We start from the raw sequence: 14411 nt of genomic DNA on the forward strand, positions 1-14411 counted from the left end.
CACCCCGAATCCCGTGATCAGCCGGGACAGATCCGGGGTCAGGAACAGCTGACGTCCTGACCGAGTCTCCATCACACACGGCGCTCCCGCTTCCAACGCGGCGACCACCAACGTCGAATCTCCGCCGGGCACAGCGGGGCGAGCATCGCGAGTAGCCGGTCGCGATCCGCGGTCGAACGTCGCTCGAGTCCGCGTCCCCGGGGCCGGTGCCGATCCAGCACCTGTTCTGCGGCCCTCGCTGACGGCTTCACCCCCCAGCAGGTGACCAGCCGAGACCGATCCGGGGTCAGGAACAGCTGGAAGTAGTACCCGCCTTGCGGCCGGTCATCGACGTAACCCAGGGCGAGGAACACGCCTTCGTAGGCGCCGAGGTCGCGAAGTCCCTCGGCGAACCCGATCGACGGCCGGCCGGCGCGGAACGCGTTCCGTTGCCGCCGGCGGAACACCGATCTGAACTGGCTGGCGGTCGACGCGCCTGGCCACAGCTTGAACGTCGCCCCCGTCACCTGAGCCTCGCGGGCGGACGCGGCGATCTCACCCGGCGCGACGGACAGCAGCTCTGCCAGACGTTCGCGGTCCGAATCCACCCCAGAATCCATCCCTGACCAGCCAAGTCACCCCAAAGAGTGAACATCGCCCAACCCCGATTACAGTACGCGAGCAGTCGGGCGGCGGACGGGGGGAGCTCATGCTGATGACCCACGAAACCTACCTCGCCACCAGGCGGTTCCCGGCGCTGGACGGGGTGCGGGCGATCGCCGCGGTGTTGGTGGTGGTGTTCCACTTCGGGGGCATCGCGTGGGTGCGCGCGAACGGGTGGATCGGCGTGCACGTGTTCTTCGTGTTGTCCGGGTTCCTGATCACGACGCTGGCGTTGCGCGAGGAGGACCGCACCGGCCGCGTGTCGCTGAAGAACTTCTACCTGAGGCGGGCGTTCCGGATCCTGCCGGTGTACTACGTGGTGCTCGGGATCTTTGTCATCGTCACGGCAGGCAGGGGTGAGCTGCGCTCCAGCGGCCTGTTCGGCGCGCTCCCCTGGTTCGCGACGTTCCTCAACGAGTTCCACGTCGTCGGGGTGTTCGGGGTGGCGTGGACGCTCGGCGTCGAGCAGAAGTTCTACCTGCTGTGGCCGCTGCTGGCGTTCGGCATCGCGGGGCTGGGGTTCGCGAAGCGACTGGGGCTCGGCGCAGGACTGGTGGTGCTACTGGTCGCGCTGGTGCCGGTGCTGCCGTACTCCGGCGCGTACGCGTCCATCGTCATCGGCTGCACGGTGGCCATCGTTCTCCACCACCGCAGGGGGTTCGCGGTACTCAAACCCCTCGCGCACCCGGTGGCCGGCGTCGTCGTGGCCGCCATGATCGTGGTGGTGCAAGTGTTCTTCACCGACCTCACCGTCGCCCTGCACGACGACGGTGGCGTCGCCGTCGGCACGGCCTATGCGGTGCTCGTGGCGCTGCTGCTGCCGTCGCTCGTGGCCGGCGGGCCGCTGAGCCGGGTGCTGTCCCTGAAACCACTGCGGTTCATCGGGGAGCGGTCGTACTCGCTGTACCTCATCCAGTCCATCGCCGGCTGGACGCTCGCGGGGCTCGTGCCGCAGCTGGCGCACCCGCGCACGCTCACCGCGGTCGGTGTCACGGCCGTCGCGCTGCTGATGGCCGACCTGCTCTACCGCTGGGTCGAGCTGCCGATGATCGCGCTCGGCCGCAGGGCCACCGCCAAGAACCCTGAACCGGCGCCGGCCAAAGAACCCGTCCCCGCATAAAAATGGGCCGTCCCGGGAACGAATCCCGGGACGGCCCGTGCACCCGCAATGGTCACCGTTCGCTGGTCGGAGCCACCAGCTCGCTCGGCCCGCCGCCAGACTCCCCGGCGACCGCGGCCAGCTCCTCACCCACCGATTCCGAAGTCTTGCCCTTGTCCTTCGTGAGCAGCGACGCGACCGCGCCGATCAGGCAGACCACGATGGCGAAGCCGAACGCCACGGCCAGACCATCCTGGAACGGACCCGAGATCAGGTTCGGGAAGAAGCTGCGCCCGGTCAGGAACGAGGCCTGGTCCGGCGGCAGGCTGCCCAGCTGGCCGCCCAGCAGCTGCTGGATCGGGTTGTAGCCGAGGAAAGCCGCGAAGAGCACGGCCACCGCCGGCAGGTGCGCCACCTGGTCGGCCGGCCCGGCGGGCACGCCGTGGGCGGTGAGGCCCTGGAACATCGCCGCCGGGAGGTTGTCCGACAGGCCCGCGATGATCAGGCTGAAGAAGAAGCCGATCGAAAGCACCATGGCCGCGTTCTGGAACGTGGTCATCATGCCCGCGCCGGAGCCACGGGCGTCGGCCGGCAGGCTGTTCATCACCTCGGCGCGGTTGGGCGAGGAGAACATGCCCATGCCGATGCCGTTGACGAGCAGGATCGCCGCGAACGCCCAGTAGTTGAAGTTCACCGGCAGCAGGATCAGCAGCAGGAAGGTGATCGCGGTGATCACCAGGCCGCTCGACGCGAGCAGCCGGCTGCCGATGCGGTCGGACAGGATGCCGGCCGTCGGCGCGGACACCAGGAAGCCGACGGTCATGGGCAGCATGTAGATACCGGCCCACAGCGGCGTCTGTTCGAAGGTGTAGCCGTGCTGCGGCAGCCAGATGCCCTGCAGCCAGATGATCAGGATGAACTGCAGGCCACCGCGCCCGAGCGACGCCGTGAGGTTCGCGAGGTTGCCCCAGCTGAACGACCGGATCCGGAACAGCGAAAGCCGGAACAGCGGGTTGGCCACCTTGGTCTCGATGACCACGAACGCGATCAGCACCGCGATGCCGCCGATGAGGCACGAGAGCACCATCGGGCTGCCCCAGCCGGTCGGCGACGAGCCGTAGGGCTGGATGCCGTAGGTGATGCCCACCAGCACCGCGATCAGGCCGACCGCGAAGGTGATGTTGCCCCACCAGTCCATTTTCGCGTGCTTGCGCACCCCGGTGTCGTGCAGCTTCACGTACGCCCAGATCGTGCCGACCACGCCGAAGGGCACCGACACCAGGAAGATCAGGTTCCAGTCGACGGGCGCGAGGACGCCACCGACGACCAGGCCGAGGAACGAACCCGCGATCGCCGCGACACCGTTCATGCCCAGCGCGAGACCGCGCTGGTTGGAGGGGAACGCGTCGGTGAGGATGGCCGACGAGTTCGCCATCAGGAACGCGCCGCCGACGCCCTGCACGATGCGCCAGCCGATCAGCCAGAGCGCCGCGGCGTCACCGTCGAACCAGGTGATGGCCAGGAAGATCGACGACACGGTGAACACCGCGAAGCCGAGGTTGTACATCCTGGCGCGGCCGTACATGTCCCCCAGGCGCCCGAAGCTCACCACCAGTACGGCGGTGACCACCAGGAAGCCCATGATCATCCACAGCAGGTAGCTGGTGTTGGCCGGCTCCAGCGGGTTGATCCCGATGCCCTTGAAGATGTCGGGCAGCGCGATGAGCACGATCGACGAGTTGATCGTCGCGATCAGCATGCCCAGTGTCGTGTTGGACAGCGCGATCCACTTGTATCGCGGACCCAGTTCCGCGAGTGAATACGTTCTGCGCTCGGCCACAGCGAAACCTTTCTCTCGTTCCCTTAGCTAGGCTAAGCAAGTTGCTTGCCTGCGGCAACCAACTTCGTAAATCGGTTACGAGAGAACCGTCACAGGTTGATCACTGTCGTTTGAGGACTATTTACGTTCACTCGACCGAGTGAAAAGCGAAAACCTTCCCGGGATTGAGGATCCCGTGCGGGTCCAGCGCGTTTTTCACGGCCTGGTGCATCTGCAGAACCGCCGGTCCGAGCTCGTTTTGCAGCCCCGGCCGCTTGAGCAGGCCCACGCCGTGTTCGCCGGTCACGGTGCCGCCGAGGGCCAGCGCGTCGGCCACGATGTCGTCGAACGCGGCCTGCGCACGCCGCCGCGCGTCCTCGTCGCCGGCCGGTGTGCTGAGCAACGGATGGAGGTTGCCGTCGCCGATGTGCGCGACGTTGGCGATGAGCGTGTTGTGCCGCTTCGCCGCGAGGTCGATGCGCGCGAGCATCTCGGGCACGAGGTGGGTGGGCACGCAGACGTCCTCGGTCAGCAGCGGACCGAGCCGCTCCAGCGCCGGGTACGCCAGCCGCCGAGCGGCGAACAACGCGTCGGCCTCCGCCTGGTCCGACGACTGCGCCGCCCACGTGGCGCCCGCCTTCTCGAAGCACGCGAGCATCACGGCGGCCTCGTGCTCCCCCGCCGCGCCCGGCGCGTCGCTGCGGCCCAACAGCACCACCTCCGCGTCGGCCGACAGGCCCATGTTCTTCCACTCGTCCACGGCGACGAGGCAGTGGCGGTCGACCAGCTCCAGCGCCGAGGGCACCACGCCGGCCGCCCGGATCGCGGCGGCCGCTTCGCCCGCGGCGACGGTCGAGTCGAAGTACCCCGCCACCGTGCTCTCGGGCGCGCGCTGAGCTCGCAGGCGCACGGTGATCTCGGTGATGACGCCGAGCGTGCCCTCGGAGCCGACCATCAGTCCGGCGAGGTCGTAGCCCGCCACACCTTTCGCAGTGCGGCGCCCGAGCCGCACGAGCTCGCCGGTGCCCGTGACGACTTGCAGCCCGAGCACGTAGTCGCGGGTCACGCCGTACTTCACGCAGCACACGCCACCGGCGTTGGTGGCGACGTTGCCGCCGATCGTCGACCACGGGGAGCTCGCCGGGTCGGGCGGGTACCAGAGGCCGTGCTCGGCGCAGGCCGCGCTCAGATCGTCGTTCACCACGCCCGGGCCGACCACGGCGAGGCGCTCGACGGCGTCGATCTCGTGGATCGCCGTCATGCGGTCGGTGACGAGCACGACGCAGCCGGCCACGGCGTTGGCACCGCCGGACAGCCCGGTGCCGGCGCCGCGCGTGACCACGGGTGTGCCGTGCCTGAGGCAGACCTTCACGGCGGCCTGCACGTCTTCGGCCGAGCGCGGCCGCACCACGACCTCGGGCAGCGCCCACGGCGCCCACTCGGCCTCGTCGTGGGCGAAGCCGCGCAGCACGTCGGGGTCGCGCACGAGGACCTCGGGCGGCAGGACGGCTTGCAGGTCTTCGATCAACATGGGCGCTCCCGATCGCGTTGCGGCTTCTCCCGCCAGGTTAGGGCGCCGCGATGTCGAAACGGCGGCCTCTGCTTCGACGTAGGAGTAGAGAGCGACTTCAGGAGGCAGCCATGGGAACCAGCTCACGCGGGATCGCGATGTTGCGGGCCGTCGCAGCCGGGCGCGCGAGGGTGACCTGCAGCGCCGAACCGGACCTGTTCGTCGACGGTCTGCCCTGCTGTGACCAGTTCACCGCCCACGCCCTGGCCCACGAAGGTCTGGTGCGCCCGGCGCGGCTCGGGCTCCTCGGGCAGCAGGTGCCGGCAGAGCTGACGCCGGCGGGCGCGGCCCTGCTGACGACGGTGGCCACGGCGGCATGAGGTAGAGGGGTATAAAACAAAGCAGGGCCCTGCCGGCTCGCCCGAGCGCGAGACGACAGGGCCCTGGCCCGGGGAACGCCTACGTGTTGAGCGAGCCGTAGACGATGATGTTGTCGAGGTAGCTGTGCGCGGCGGCGTCGAACGCCCCGCCGCACGTGATGAGGCGGATCTGCGGGTCGGTGGTGTTGCCGTAGACCGCTTCGGTGGGGAACTCCTTCTTCGCGATCTGGTCGACCTTCGTGACGGTGAAGGTGGCCTTCGACCCGTCCTGGCGCCCGATCACGACCTGGTCGCCTTTCTTCACTTCGTGCAGCCGCCAGAAGATGCCCTTCTGGTGGTTGCCGTCGATGTGCCCGAGCACCACGGCGGGGCCAATCTGGCCCGGCGTCGGGCTGTTGGAGTACCAGCCCGCCTGCAGTGGTTCGGTCACCGGCGGGACCTGGACGGTTTTGTCGGCGTTGAGGCCGAGCGAGACGAGCGAGGAGTGCGCGTCGATGCTCGGCACGTCGAGCGACACCGGCACCGACCGCGCAAGCCCGACCACGGGTGCGGCGCTCGCGGGCGCGGCCGGCTGCTGGGCCGGGGTCGTGTCCGCGCCACAGCCGGACAGGGCGAAGGTGGCGACGAGCGCCAGCAACAGGGCGAAGAGGCCGAACCGGCGTCGGGTCACTGCACGATCACTCACTGAGCGAACACCGTGGCGAGCGAGCCGTCACCGGTCTCCGGCGCACCGGCCGGGATGACGGTGACCTGGCCGGGGCCCTGGGCCGGCGGCTTGGCGGGGGCGGTGGGCTGGGTGGGCGTGCTCGGCGTCGCCGCGACCTTCGCGCAGGTGGAGGAGGCGAGGACGATGTCGCCGCTGCCCAGCGCGCCGGTGGCCTTGCCGCCGAGGAGCTTCACGTGCAAGGCGTTGACGGTGAGGGAGCCGTCGTCGTGCTTGATCTGCTCGTTCACGATCACCTGCGCCACCCCGGGCACACCGATCTTCTGGTTCGGCGCGGTGCCCACGGGCAGCTTGCCGATACGGCCGAGATCCAGGCCCGCGAGCTCGGACGAGGCGGTGATGCCATCGGGCGTCGACGTGCACTCGGAGCTGATCACGCGCGCCTTCGGCGTCGCGCCCGCGAGCGGGGCGAGCACGGGCAGCGTGGCGTCGACGATGGAGGCCTTCGAGGCGACCTTGCCGTCGGTCTTCTTCGCGGAGCTGCTGACCGCCTTCGCCGTGACCAGGCCCTTCAGCGGCACGTCCACCACCGACGCCGACGTGGGGCCGTCCGTGTTCGACGGCGCGATCTTGCCCGTCTCCACGGAGATTCCCTTGTCCCCCAGCACTCCCGCCAGCAGCGAGACCGACGCGGACGCGCCGTAGGCCGACCCGGCGGGCGCGTCGGCAGCGACCGCCGAGGGGGCGGCGGTGGCGAGCAGGGCGAGGGCTGGAGCGGCGACCACGAGGGCCCGTCCGCGCAGCAGGGCAGAACGCATGAATTGTCCTTTCGAACACCAAGAATGGAACCGCCCGCGGATCCCCGAATCCACGCGTGACCCGACGCAACTGTCGATCACCGGCGAGAACGCGACGCTATCAAGGGGGTCCGGAATTGCAAAGCAAGATCCACTGCGCAGCGCGTCGATCGGCCGAGTCAGTGACCATGTTTTCCGCAATTTCACCACTAAAGAGTGATGTAACGCTGTGGTTTTCGCCGGGTTCTCTCACTCTGCGCTAGGGCATTCCGGCACCTACTTGGCGGATTGCTCGCGCCGCCACTCTTCGGGGTGATCCTGGAGGTGGGTGACCGGCTGGTACTCACCGTCATGTGACCACTACGGCAGCCCGTGCGTTTTCCGTAAAACTCCGCGCGGGAAATCGTCGCGTGGAATTGTCCACTATGGAGCGTGGAGTGGCATTCACCTGCTGCCAGTCAGCACGACGTCGTGGTCCGCCGACGTGCCGGCGACCAGAAAGGGGAAGTCGCTCTCGAGGGCGCGGCCGGGAACCTTCAGCAGGTAGTAGTCCGCGCGCAGCCCGGACAACCGGTAGCTGCCGTGCGGGCCGCTGACCGCGGTCCACGTCCGGTCGAGCGTGGCGAGGCTCTGGCTCGCCGCCACGACGGTGACCCCCGCGACCGGCTTCCCGTCTTCGACGACGTGCCCGCTCACCGGCACGACCGGTCCGATGACGTCGGCGGCCGCCCCGCTGAGCATCGCGAACCGGCCGGCGGTGACCACGCACGTGGTCTCCAGCCCGCCGCGCCGCACTCCGTCGTCGGTGACCCGCCCGGTCAGCGCCACGGTCACGGTCTGCTTCGCGAGGAGCGTCCCGGAGAAGCCGCCCTGCAGCGGCTGGTTGGTCTGGATCCCGTTGAGCGCCATGCGATCCGCGGGATCAGCCGACGCGCACGTCACGTGGCGCCGTCGACCTGCCGGCCGGTGTCGTTCGTGAGCGTCGCCCGTACCGGCGCGCCCGGCTCGTGCGTCATGCGGTCCAGGCTCAGCGCCGGGTCGAGCTTCACCGCCGCGGCCGCGTCCTCGTCGAGCGGCGCCGCGACCGCGCCCACTGCGAGCACGGCCGCGGGCAGCGCGAACCACAGGGACGTCCGCATGACACCCCCAGAGAGTCAATCACCCGAGAATACCGGGGATCGCGTCGCCGGAGCGCGCCTTTCGCCGCTCAGACTCCCGCGCCGCCGTCGACGCGGAGGATGGTGCCCGTCACGTAGGAGGCGCGGTCGCTCAGGAGCCAGGCCGCGGCTTCCGCGATCTCGGCCGGCTCGGCGCCGCGGCGCAGGGGGGTCGCCGAGACGAGGCGGTCCTGCAGGCCCGGCGATTCCGCTTCCCACGCGCGGATCATCTCGGTCAGCGTGTTGCCCGGGGTGATGGCGTTGACGCGGATGCCTTCCGGGCCGTAGGTGACGGCGGCGGACTCGGTGAGGCTGTTGACGGCTCGCTTCATGGCGCCGTACGCGGGCAGTTCGGGGTTGCCCCGCAGGCTGCCGACCGACGACGTGTTCACGATGGCGCCGGTACCCGCCGTCGCGCGGATGGCGGCGACCTCCGCGGCCATGGCGAGCCAGACGCCCTTGAGGTTCACGGCGAAGACGTGGTCGAACTCGGCCTCGGACAGGCCGTCCATCGGGCCGGGTCGCTGGATCGTGGCGCCGTTGTTGAAAGCGATGTCGAGGCGGCCGTAGAGCTCGGCCGCGCGGTCGACGGCGGCTCGCACACTGGCGGCGTCGGCGAGGTCGCAGTGCACGTAGTCGGCGGTGCCGCCGGCGGCGCGGATCTCTTCGGTCACGGTCTTGAGCTGGGTTTCCGTGCGGGCCGCCAGCAGCACGCGGGCGCCTTCCCGGGCGAACAGGCGCGCGGCGGCGGCACCGATGCCCCGGCCCGCGCCGGAGACGAAAGCGACCTTGCCAGTCAGCAGACCGGGCGTTTCGTGAAGTTCCATAAGCCCAGGCTGCGACGCCGCGGCAGGCTTATTCAGGCATCGTCAGTACCTGGCTGAGCGCTGTGAGACGCGGATACTGGAGACGTGGACAGGCGAGAACTGGCCGGCTTCCTGCGCAGCCGGCGCGAGCGGATCACCCCGGCCGACGTCGGGCTGCCCGCGGGACCGCGCCGCCGCACGCCGGGGCTGCGCCGCGAGGAGGTGGCGCAGCTGGCGTTCATCTCGACCGAGTACTACACGCGCCTCGAGCAGGCGCGCGGCCCGCACCCGTCGCGCGAGGTGCTCGGCGGGCTCACGCGCGCGTTGCGCCTGAGCGACGCCGAGCGCGAGCACCTGCACCACCTCGCCGGTGAACCCGCGACGCCGCTGCCCGGGCCGTCGCGCGTCGTGCGCCAGAGCATCCTCGACCTGCTGGACCGGCTGCCGCAGGCCGCCGCGATGGTGATGTCGGCGACGTACGAGGTGATCGCCTGGAACGACCTCGCCGCCGCCCTGATGGAGGACTTCTCCGCGCTGCCCCGGCGCGACCGCAACTTGGTGCGCCGCGTGTTCCTGCGTTCCGACGACCAGCGCCTCTACGGCGTGTCCGACGCCGACGGGTTCGCCCGTTACGCCGCCCGCAACCTGCCTGTGCAAGACGTTCCGGCACCCGGTGGTCGGTCCCCTCACGGTCAACTGCGACGTGCTCGACCTGACCGACCGCGACCAGCAGGTGGTGATCTACACGGCCGTGCCGGGCTCGCCTTCGGAGGAGGCGTTGCGGCTGTTGTCGGTGATCGGCACGCAACGCATGGACGTCGACAGCTGAGGCCCAGGACCCCGGCGGCCCAGAACACCGCGACGGGGTTCACCGGCAGCCGGTGGTGCCGTTCACCCGGGGCGGTGCTGCTACCAGCAGGAAGCTGTGGCGTCCCAGCTCTGTGCACGTAGCCGCGAGGTCCTCGACGTTGGCGGCGTCGATCAGTGGCACGCCCAGACGCGTGAGGGCCACGACGTGCAGCGGGAAAGGCACGGCGGGATCGAGCGCCGGGAACGCGTCGCCGAGGTCCCCCGCGTACACCGAAACTCCGCGCTGATGCATCCAGCGCACGGCGTCGATACTCAGACCCGGCGACGACCGCGCCGGATCCGGCGTGAACTCCCAGCCGCACCGCACGACGAGCGCGTCGCCGGACAGCTTCGGCGAACCCTGGGACGCCGCGCAGACGATCCTGTTCGTCGGCACCGACCCGCCCGAGTTGCGCACACACTGCCTACGGGCGTCGGCAACCCCGGCCGACGGTGACCACGGTTTCGCCGGGCTCAACGAGGGCGTGCCGATCTGGCTGTGCGACACACCAAGGCAATCGTGGGAAACATTGTGGCCGCAGCTGCGCCCCTCGTGACCCGGGTGACGCTTTCAGTTCGTGGCGACCCAGGGCGCCAGCAGCACCTCAAGATCCGCATCCGACAACGCACGCCGGCTTTCGCCGAAGCCCTGCCAACGGGCCGCGTCGCGGGCGGCGTGGAAGTCCACGGAGTACGCGCGCATCAGCACGTACATGAAACTCTCCGAATCGAACCGCTCACCGAGCAACGAGCGGGCCGCACGAGCAACCGCCACCCCGCCGGTAATATCGCGCAGCTTCAGCTCTTCCGCCGCCGGGTCAAGGAGGCAGGGCGTTGAAATCACAGGAACTTTCCCATCACTGAAACGAAAACTCAGCCTTCGGCAGCCAACTGGCCACACGCGGCCGCAATGTCCTGACCACGGGTGTCACGCACCGTGCAGGCTACGCCCCCCGCGTTGACCAGCCGCACGAACTCCCGCTCCACCGGCTTCGGCGACGCATCCCACTTCGAACCCGGCGTCGGGTTCAACGGGATCACGTTCACGTGCACCAACTGACCCAGGTGCTTGCGCAGCCGCTTAGCCAGCAACTCCGCCCGCCACGGCTGATCATTGATATCCCGGATCAACGCGTACTCGATCGACACCCGACGACCCGACGTATCCGCGTAATACCGCGCAGCAGACAACACCTCGTCCACCGACCACCGGTTGTTCACCGGCACCAACGTGTCCCGCAGCTCATCATCCGGAGTATGCAAGGAAACCGCGAGACGCACCTGCATCTTCTCATCCGCCAGCTTCCGGATCGCCGGCGCCAAACCCACCGTCGACACCGTCACCGAACGCTGCCCAATCCCCAAACCCTCAGGAGAAGGCTCCGTAATACGCCGCACCGCCGCCACTACACGCTTGTAGTTCGCGAGCGGCTCGCCCATGCCCATGAAGACGATGTTCGACAAGCGGCCGGGACCGCCGGGCATGTCGCCGTCGCGCATGACGGCGGCGGCGGAGCGGACCTGGTCGACGATCTCGGCCGTCGACAGGTTGCGGTCGAGGCCGCCCTGGCCGGTGGCGCAGAAGGGGCACGCCATGCCGCAGCCGGCCTGGCTGGAGATGCACAGCGTCGCGCGGTCGGGGTAGCGCATGAGCACGCTCTCGATCAGCGTGCCGTCGTGGGCGCGCCACAAGGTCTTGCGCGTGGCACCGCCGTCGGCCGAGAGCGCGCGCACCTCGGTGAACAGCGTCGGCATGAGGTCAGCGACGAGCCGCTCCCGCGAGGCCGTGGGGATGTCCGTCATGGCGGCCGGGTCGACGGTCAGGCGCGAGAAGTAGTGGTTCGACAGCTGCTTCGCGCGGAAGGCCTTCTCCCCCAGCTCCACCACGGCCTCGGCCCGCTCGGCGGAGGTGAGGTCGGCGAGGTGGCGCGGCGGCAGGCCGCGCTTGGGCGCGTCGAAAACAAGGGGGAGGGCAGTCATAACCGATCCAGTATTCCACGTCCATCGGACACGCCGTCAGCGTGCCCCCGGCCGTGTGCTGCCGGTCACCACCCGGACGGGTCCGCTCATGGGCCGCGCCAACGCGCAGACCGTCGAGGTGCGGCTCGGGCTGACCGGCGTCGCGTTCCGGCTGGTCACGTTCCTCCCGGACCGGTCGACGGGGCGCCGGCCGGCGCGCTGCGGCTGCGCCAGCTCGAGGACCTGGTGGCGCTGCGGGTAGAGGCGTCGCGCCGCCGCGACGCGGTGACGTCCTGCGAAGGCCAGGGCTACGCGACGTTCCCGGTGGTCGAGGACCGGCCGCGGGGCGAGGCGACCGCGCTCGGCCGCGCGATCGCCGGGCAGACGACGCGCAGGCTGCGCGTGGAGCTGCGGGCTGCCGTCAGCGGCGAGATCACGTCCGCCGACCGGCTGGTCGAGGCCCGCCGCGACGTCGACCGGCTGCTCACCCTGCCGTTGCTCGACGAGTCCCGCCGGGTCGTCGCGTTCGAGGACTCGATCGCGGACGCCGTGCTGTCCGATTCGAAGCGGGCGGGGGCCTCACCGCCGCGGCCCGCACGTTGTACGTGCATCGCAACACGTTGAAGTACCGGCTGACCCGGATCCGGGACGTGTTCGGGGTCGACGTCGAGATTCCCACTCAGCGCCTTGTCGCGGAGCTGCAGGTGGCGGTGTTCACCGGCCACCCGGAGTTGCAACGAAGGCTGGACGCCACCGCGCCAGAACAGGAGTGAGCACCGTCCTCCGGCGGACCCGCGCCGGAGGACGGCCGCGGCTCACGCCGTCAGAGCTTCGAACCGCAGCAGGGTCTCGTCGCGGCCCAGCGCCTGCGTGATCGAGTGCAGGTCCGGGCTGCGGGTGGAGCCGGTGATCGCGATGCGGATGATCTGCGAGGCCTCGCGGATCGAGCCCGGGTACGCGTCGGGGTCCTTCTTGAGTTCCTTGGCGTTCTTGGCGAAACCGTGCTTCGCCGCGACGTCGCGGATCTGCTGGAACCACTCCTGGCCGTCGTCGAGCTGCTGGTAGTTCGCGACGAAGTCCGCCGCCACCGCGCGCACGACGTCCGGTGCCACGCCCAGTGCGGCGATGCGCTCGTCGTCCGGGCCGGTTACGGGTGCGTGCAGCTGCGGGAAGAAGAACCCGTAGACCGCGCGGAACTCGCTCCACTTCTTGAGGTCCTTGCGCGGGTTCTCGGCGCCCTCGCGCTCGACGGCCAGCGCGCGCAGGGCCAGCTCCTCCGACGACTCGAGCACCGACAGCAGCTCCGGGTCGAAGCGCTGCGCCCACGTGCGCACGGCGGCGAGGATCCCCGCGCCGGACATCGTGGCGATGTGGTCGGCGGAGATGTCGTCGAGCTTCACCAGGTCCACGAGCGGTCCCGCGACGCCCATCTCGTCGAGGTTGACGGGCTCGTCCAGCGCCTGGGCCAGCGGCAGCTCGGCGAGGCGGCCGTTGGCGAGCCCGCGCAGGTAGTACAGGACGGCCTCGACCGGGTAGCCGGCCTCGATGTAGAAGTCGACCGACGCCTCGGGGTCCTTGCGCTTGGACAGCTTGCGCTTGCTGCCGCCCTCCTGCTTCATCAGCGGGGCGATGTGCGCATAGGTGATCGGCTCGAAGCCGAGCGCGTCGAACAGCTGCTGGTGCACCGGCACGGACGAGATCCACTCGTCGCCGCGGATGACGAGGTTCACGCGCATGAGGTGATCGTCCACGGCGTGCGCGAAGTGGTAGGTCGGCAGCCGGGGGCTCTGGTCGGAGCTCTTGAGGATCACCACGTCGTTGCGGTTGGCCTCGGCTTCGATCGTGCCGCGGATGGCGTCGGTGAAGCGCACGCGCGCGCCGGTGTCGTCGGGCGCGCGGAACCGCACGACCCACGGCTCGCCAGCGTCGAGCTTCGCCTGCACGTCCTCGGCCGAAGCGTCGCGCCAGATCGCCCAGGAGCCGTAGTAGCCGGTGGGCAGCTTCGTGGCCTGCTGGCGCGCGGTGATCGACGCAAGCTCGTCCTTCGTCGCGAAGTCGATGTACGCGCGGCCTTCGCGCAGCAGCTGCCGCACGAAGGTCAGGTAGATCTGCTCGCGGCCCGACTGCTGGTACGGGCCGTAGTCTCCGCCGCGCAGGGTGTCTTCGTCGGCCTGCAGACCGAAGTAAATGAAGCCGCGCTCGAACTGCTCCAACGCGCCCTCGACCTCGCGCGACTGGTCGGTGTCCTCGACGCGCACCAGGTAGCGGCCGCCGGAGCGGCGGGCGACGTCCTGGTCGATCGTGGCCACGTAGATGCCGCCGATGTGCACGAACCCCGTGGGGGACGGGCCGAACCGGGTCACCTTCGCGCCGTCGGGCAGCTGCCGCGCCGGGTAGCGCTGCTCCCAGTGCTCCGGCTCGGGCAGGTCCGCGGGGAACAAGGCGTCGATGACCACTCGGTCCAGCATGGGGGGTCGGGTCTCCCAGGTCGGTTCAGCGCTTCTTCTTACTCCTTCGAGTATCTCCGACCACCGCAAACGCGCCTCGCGCAGGTCCCCGACAGTCGCTAGGTTGCATCGCGACCGTTTCCGATATATCGTGAACCAGTCGCAACCGATCAGCGAGATCGCGCCGGCGTCTCGCAACCCACCAGCGAGATCGCGCCGGCGGGGGGGGGCACCCGCGGGGGGTGGGCGCCCGCCCCGACCGCCCGCGCGGGGCGGCGAGCC

At 69.8% G+C, this 14411-nt stretch carries 18 protein-coding genes and 1 pseudogene; 7 read left to right on the forward strand and 12 right to left on the reverse strand.

The features are described 5' to 3' along the window. Window positions 1–71: 71 nt before the first annotated feature. Entirely contained in the window at window positions 72–587 is a 516-nt protein-coding gene (locus AB0383_RS33540) for a hypothetical protein (RefSeq protein WP_366189445.1), read from the reverse strand. Window positions 588–694: 107 nt separating this feature from the next. On the opposite strand from AB0383_RS33540, the gene AB0383_RS33545 reads away from it, so the two are divergent. After that, on the forward strand, window positions 695–1762 hold the full coding sequence (locus AB0383_RS33545) for an acyltransferase (RefSeq protein WP_366189446.1): 1068 nt from the start codon (window positions 695–697) through the stop codon (window positions 1760–1762). Window positions 1763–1814: 52 nt separating this feature from the next. Here AB0383_RS33545 and AB0383_RS33550 read toward each other — a convergent pair whose 3' ends face one another. Together AB0383_RS33550 and AB0383_RS33555 are read right to left on the reverse strand one after the other, a co-directional pair. After that, window positions 1815–3581: an MFS transporter gene (locus AB0383_RS33550; protein WP_364185514.1), complete on the reverse strand. Its 1767-nt coding sequence runs from the start codon at window positions 3579–3581 to the stop codon at window positions 1815–1817. A 127-nt stretch (window positions 3582–3708) separates the two neighbouring features. Next, a complete protein-coding gene (locus tag AB0383_RS33555) occupies window positions 3709–5091 on the reverse strand; it encodes an FAD-linked oxidase C-terminal domain-containing protein (RefSeq protein ID WP_364185516.1) in 1383 nt (460 codons plus the stop codon). A 110-nt stretch (window positions 5092–5201) separates the two neighbouring features. Here AB0383_RS33555 and AB0383_RS33560 point away from each other — a divergent pair, with 110 nt between their 5' ends. After that, window positions 5202–5450 carry a hypothetical protein gene (locus AB0383_RS33560; protein ID WP_364185518.1) on the forward strand — a complete coding sequence of 83 codons (249 nt, stop codon included), beginning with the start codon at window positions 5202–5204 and terminating at the stop codon, window positions 5448–5450. A 79-nt stretch (window positions 5451–5529) separates the two neighbouring features. Here AB0383_RS33560 and AB0383_RS33565 read toward each other — a convergent pair whose 3' ends face one another. The 5 genes from AB0383_RS33565 to AB0383_RS33585 all read right to left on the reverse strand — a co-directional run bounded on the left by AB0383_RS33565 (window position 5530) and on the right by AB0383_RS33585 (window position 8895). Further along, the gene (locus tag AB0383_RS33565) at window positions 5530–6120 is read right to left on the reverse strand and encodes a class F sortase (RefSeq protein WP_364185554.1); all 591 of its coding nucleotides are present in this window, start codon (window positions 6118–6120) and stop codon (window positions 5530–5532) included. An 11-nt stretch (window positions 6121–6131) separates the two neighbouring features. Further along, complete coding sequence (locus AB0383_RS33570) at window positions 6132–6932, reverse strand: choice-of-anchor P family protein (RefSeq protein ID WP_364185520.1); 801 nt, start codon at window positions 6930–6932, stop codon at window positions 6132–6134. 423 nt (window positions 6933–7355) lie between these two features. Continuing rightward, the gene (locus AB0383_RS33575; RefSeq protein WP_366189447.1) at window positions 7356–7820 is read right to left on the reverse strand and encodes a carboxypeptidase-like regulatory domain-containing protein; all 465 of its coding nucleotides are present in this window, start codon (window positions 7818–7820) and stop codon (window positions 7356–7358) included. A gap of 29 nt (window positions 7821–7849) precedes the next feature. Further along, window positions 7850–8050, reverse strand: a complete 201-nt coding sequence (locus AB0383_RS33580) for a hypothetical protein (RefSeq protein WP_364185524.1) — start codon at window positions 8048–8050, stop codon at window positions 7850–7852. A 68-nt stretch (window positions 8051–8118) separates the two neighbouring features. Next, window positions 8119–8895 carry a glucose 1-dehydrogenase gene (locus tag AB0383_RS33585; protein ID WP_366189448.1) on the reverse strand — a complete coding sequence of 259 codons (777 nt, stop codon included), beginning with the start codon at window positions 8893–8895 and terminating at the stop codon, window positions 8119–8121. Between the two features lie 84 nt (window positions 8896–8979). Here AB0383_RS33585 and AB0383_RS33590 point away from each other — a divergent pair. Further along, window positions 8980–9703, forward strand: a pseudogene (locus AB0383_RS33590) (helix-turn-helix transcriptional regulator). 39 nt (window positions 9704–9742) lie between these two features. Here the strand turns inward: AB0383_RS33590 and AB0383_RS33595 are convergent. Then, entirely contained in the window at window positions 9743–10141 is a 399-nt protein-coding gene (locus AB0383_RS33595) for a cyclase family protein (RefSeq protein ID WP_366189471.1), read from the reverse strand. On the opposite strand from AB0383_RS33595, the gene AB0383_RS33600 reads away from it, so the two are divergent. Then, entirely contained in the window at window positions 10029–10280 is a 252-nt protein-coding gene (locus AB0383_RS33600; protein WP_366189473.1) for a hypothetical protein, read from the forward strand. The two genes, AB0383_RS33595 and AB0383_RS33600, sit on opposite strands and share 113 nt — an antisense overlap. Before the next feature lie 14 nt (window positions 10281–10294). Here the strand turns inward: AB0383_RS33600 and AB0383_RS33605 are convergent, their stop codons facing one another. Together AB0383_RS33605 and rlmN are read right to left on the reverse strand one after the other, a co-directional pair. Beyond that, window positions 10295–10567, reverse strand: a complete 273-nt coding sequence (locus AB0383_RS33605; RefSeq protein ID WP_366189449.1) for a hypothetical protein — start codon at window positions 10565–10567, stop codon at window positions 10295–10297. 29 nt (window positions 10568–10596) lie between these two features. After that, window positions 10597–11703 carry a 23S rRNA (adenine(2503)-C(2))-methyltransferase RlmN gene (gene rlmN, locus AB0383_RS33610; RefSeq protein WP_364185530.1) on the reverse strand — a complete coding sequence of 369 codons (1107 nt, stop codon included), beginning with the start codon at window positions 11701–11703 and terminating at the stop codon, window positions 10597–10599. A 55-nt stretch (window positions 11704–11758) separates the two neighbouring features. On the opposite strand from rlmN, the gene AB0383_RS33615 reads away from it, so the two are divergent. From AB0383_RS33615 to AB0383_RS33625, 3 genes are read left to right on the forward strand one after another with little or no spacing between them, the layout of a single operon-like run. Further along, window positions 11759–11944: a hypothetical protein gene (locus tag AB0383_RS33615; protein ID WP_366189450.1), complete on the forward strand. Its 186-nt coding sequence runs from the start codon at window positions 11759–11761 to the stop codon at window positions 11942–11944. Continuing rightward, on the forward strand, window positions 11929–12306 hold the full coding sequence (locus tag AB0383_RS33620) for a hypothetical protein (protein WP_366189451.1): 378 nt from the start codon (window positions 11929–11931) through the stop codon (window positions 12304–12306). Before AB0383_RS33615 ends, AB0383_RS33620 begins: the two co-directional genes overlap by 16 nt. Continuing rightward, the gene (locus tag AB0383_RS33625; protein WP_366189452.1) at window positions 12303–12455 is read left to right on the forward strand and encodes a hypothetical protein; all 153 of its coding nucleotides are present in this window, start codon (window positions 12303–12305) and stop codon (window positions 12453–12455) included. The genes AB0383_RS33620 and AB0383_RS33625 overlap by 4 nt, the downstream gene beginning before the upstream one ends. A 42-nt stretch (window positions 12456–12497) precedes the next feature. Here the strand turns inward: AB0383_RS33625 and AB0383_RS33630 are convergent, their stop codons facing one another. Then, window positions 12498–14150, reverse strand: a complete 1653-nt coding sequence (locus AB0383_RS33630) for a glutamate--tRNA ligase family protein (protein WP_366189453.1) — start codon at window positions 14148–14150, stop codon at window positions 12498–12500. Between the last annotated feature and the right edge of the window lie 261 nt (window positions 14151–14411).

The organism is Amycolatopsis sp. NPDC051373 (assembly GCF_040689465.1).
In the GTDB taxonomy this organism is placed as follows: Bacteria; Actinomycetota; Actinomycetes; order Mycobacteriales; family Pseudonocardiaceae; genus Amycolatopsis.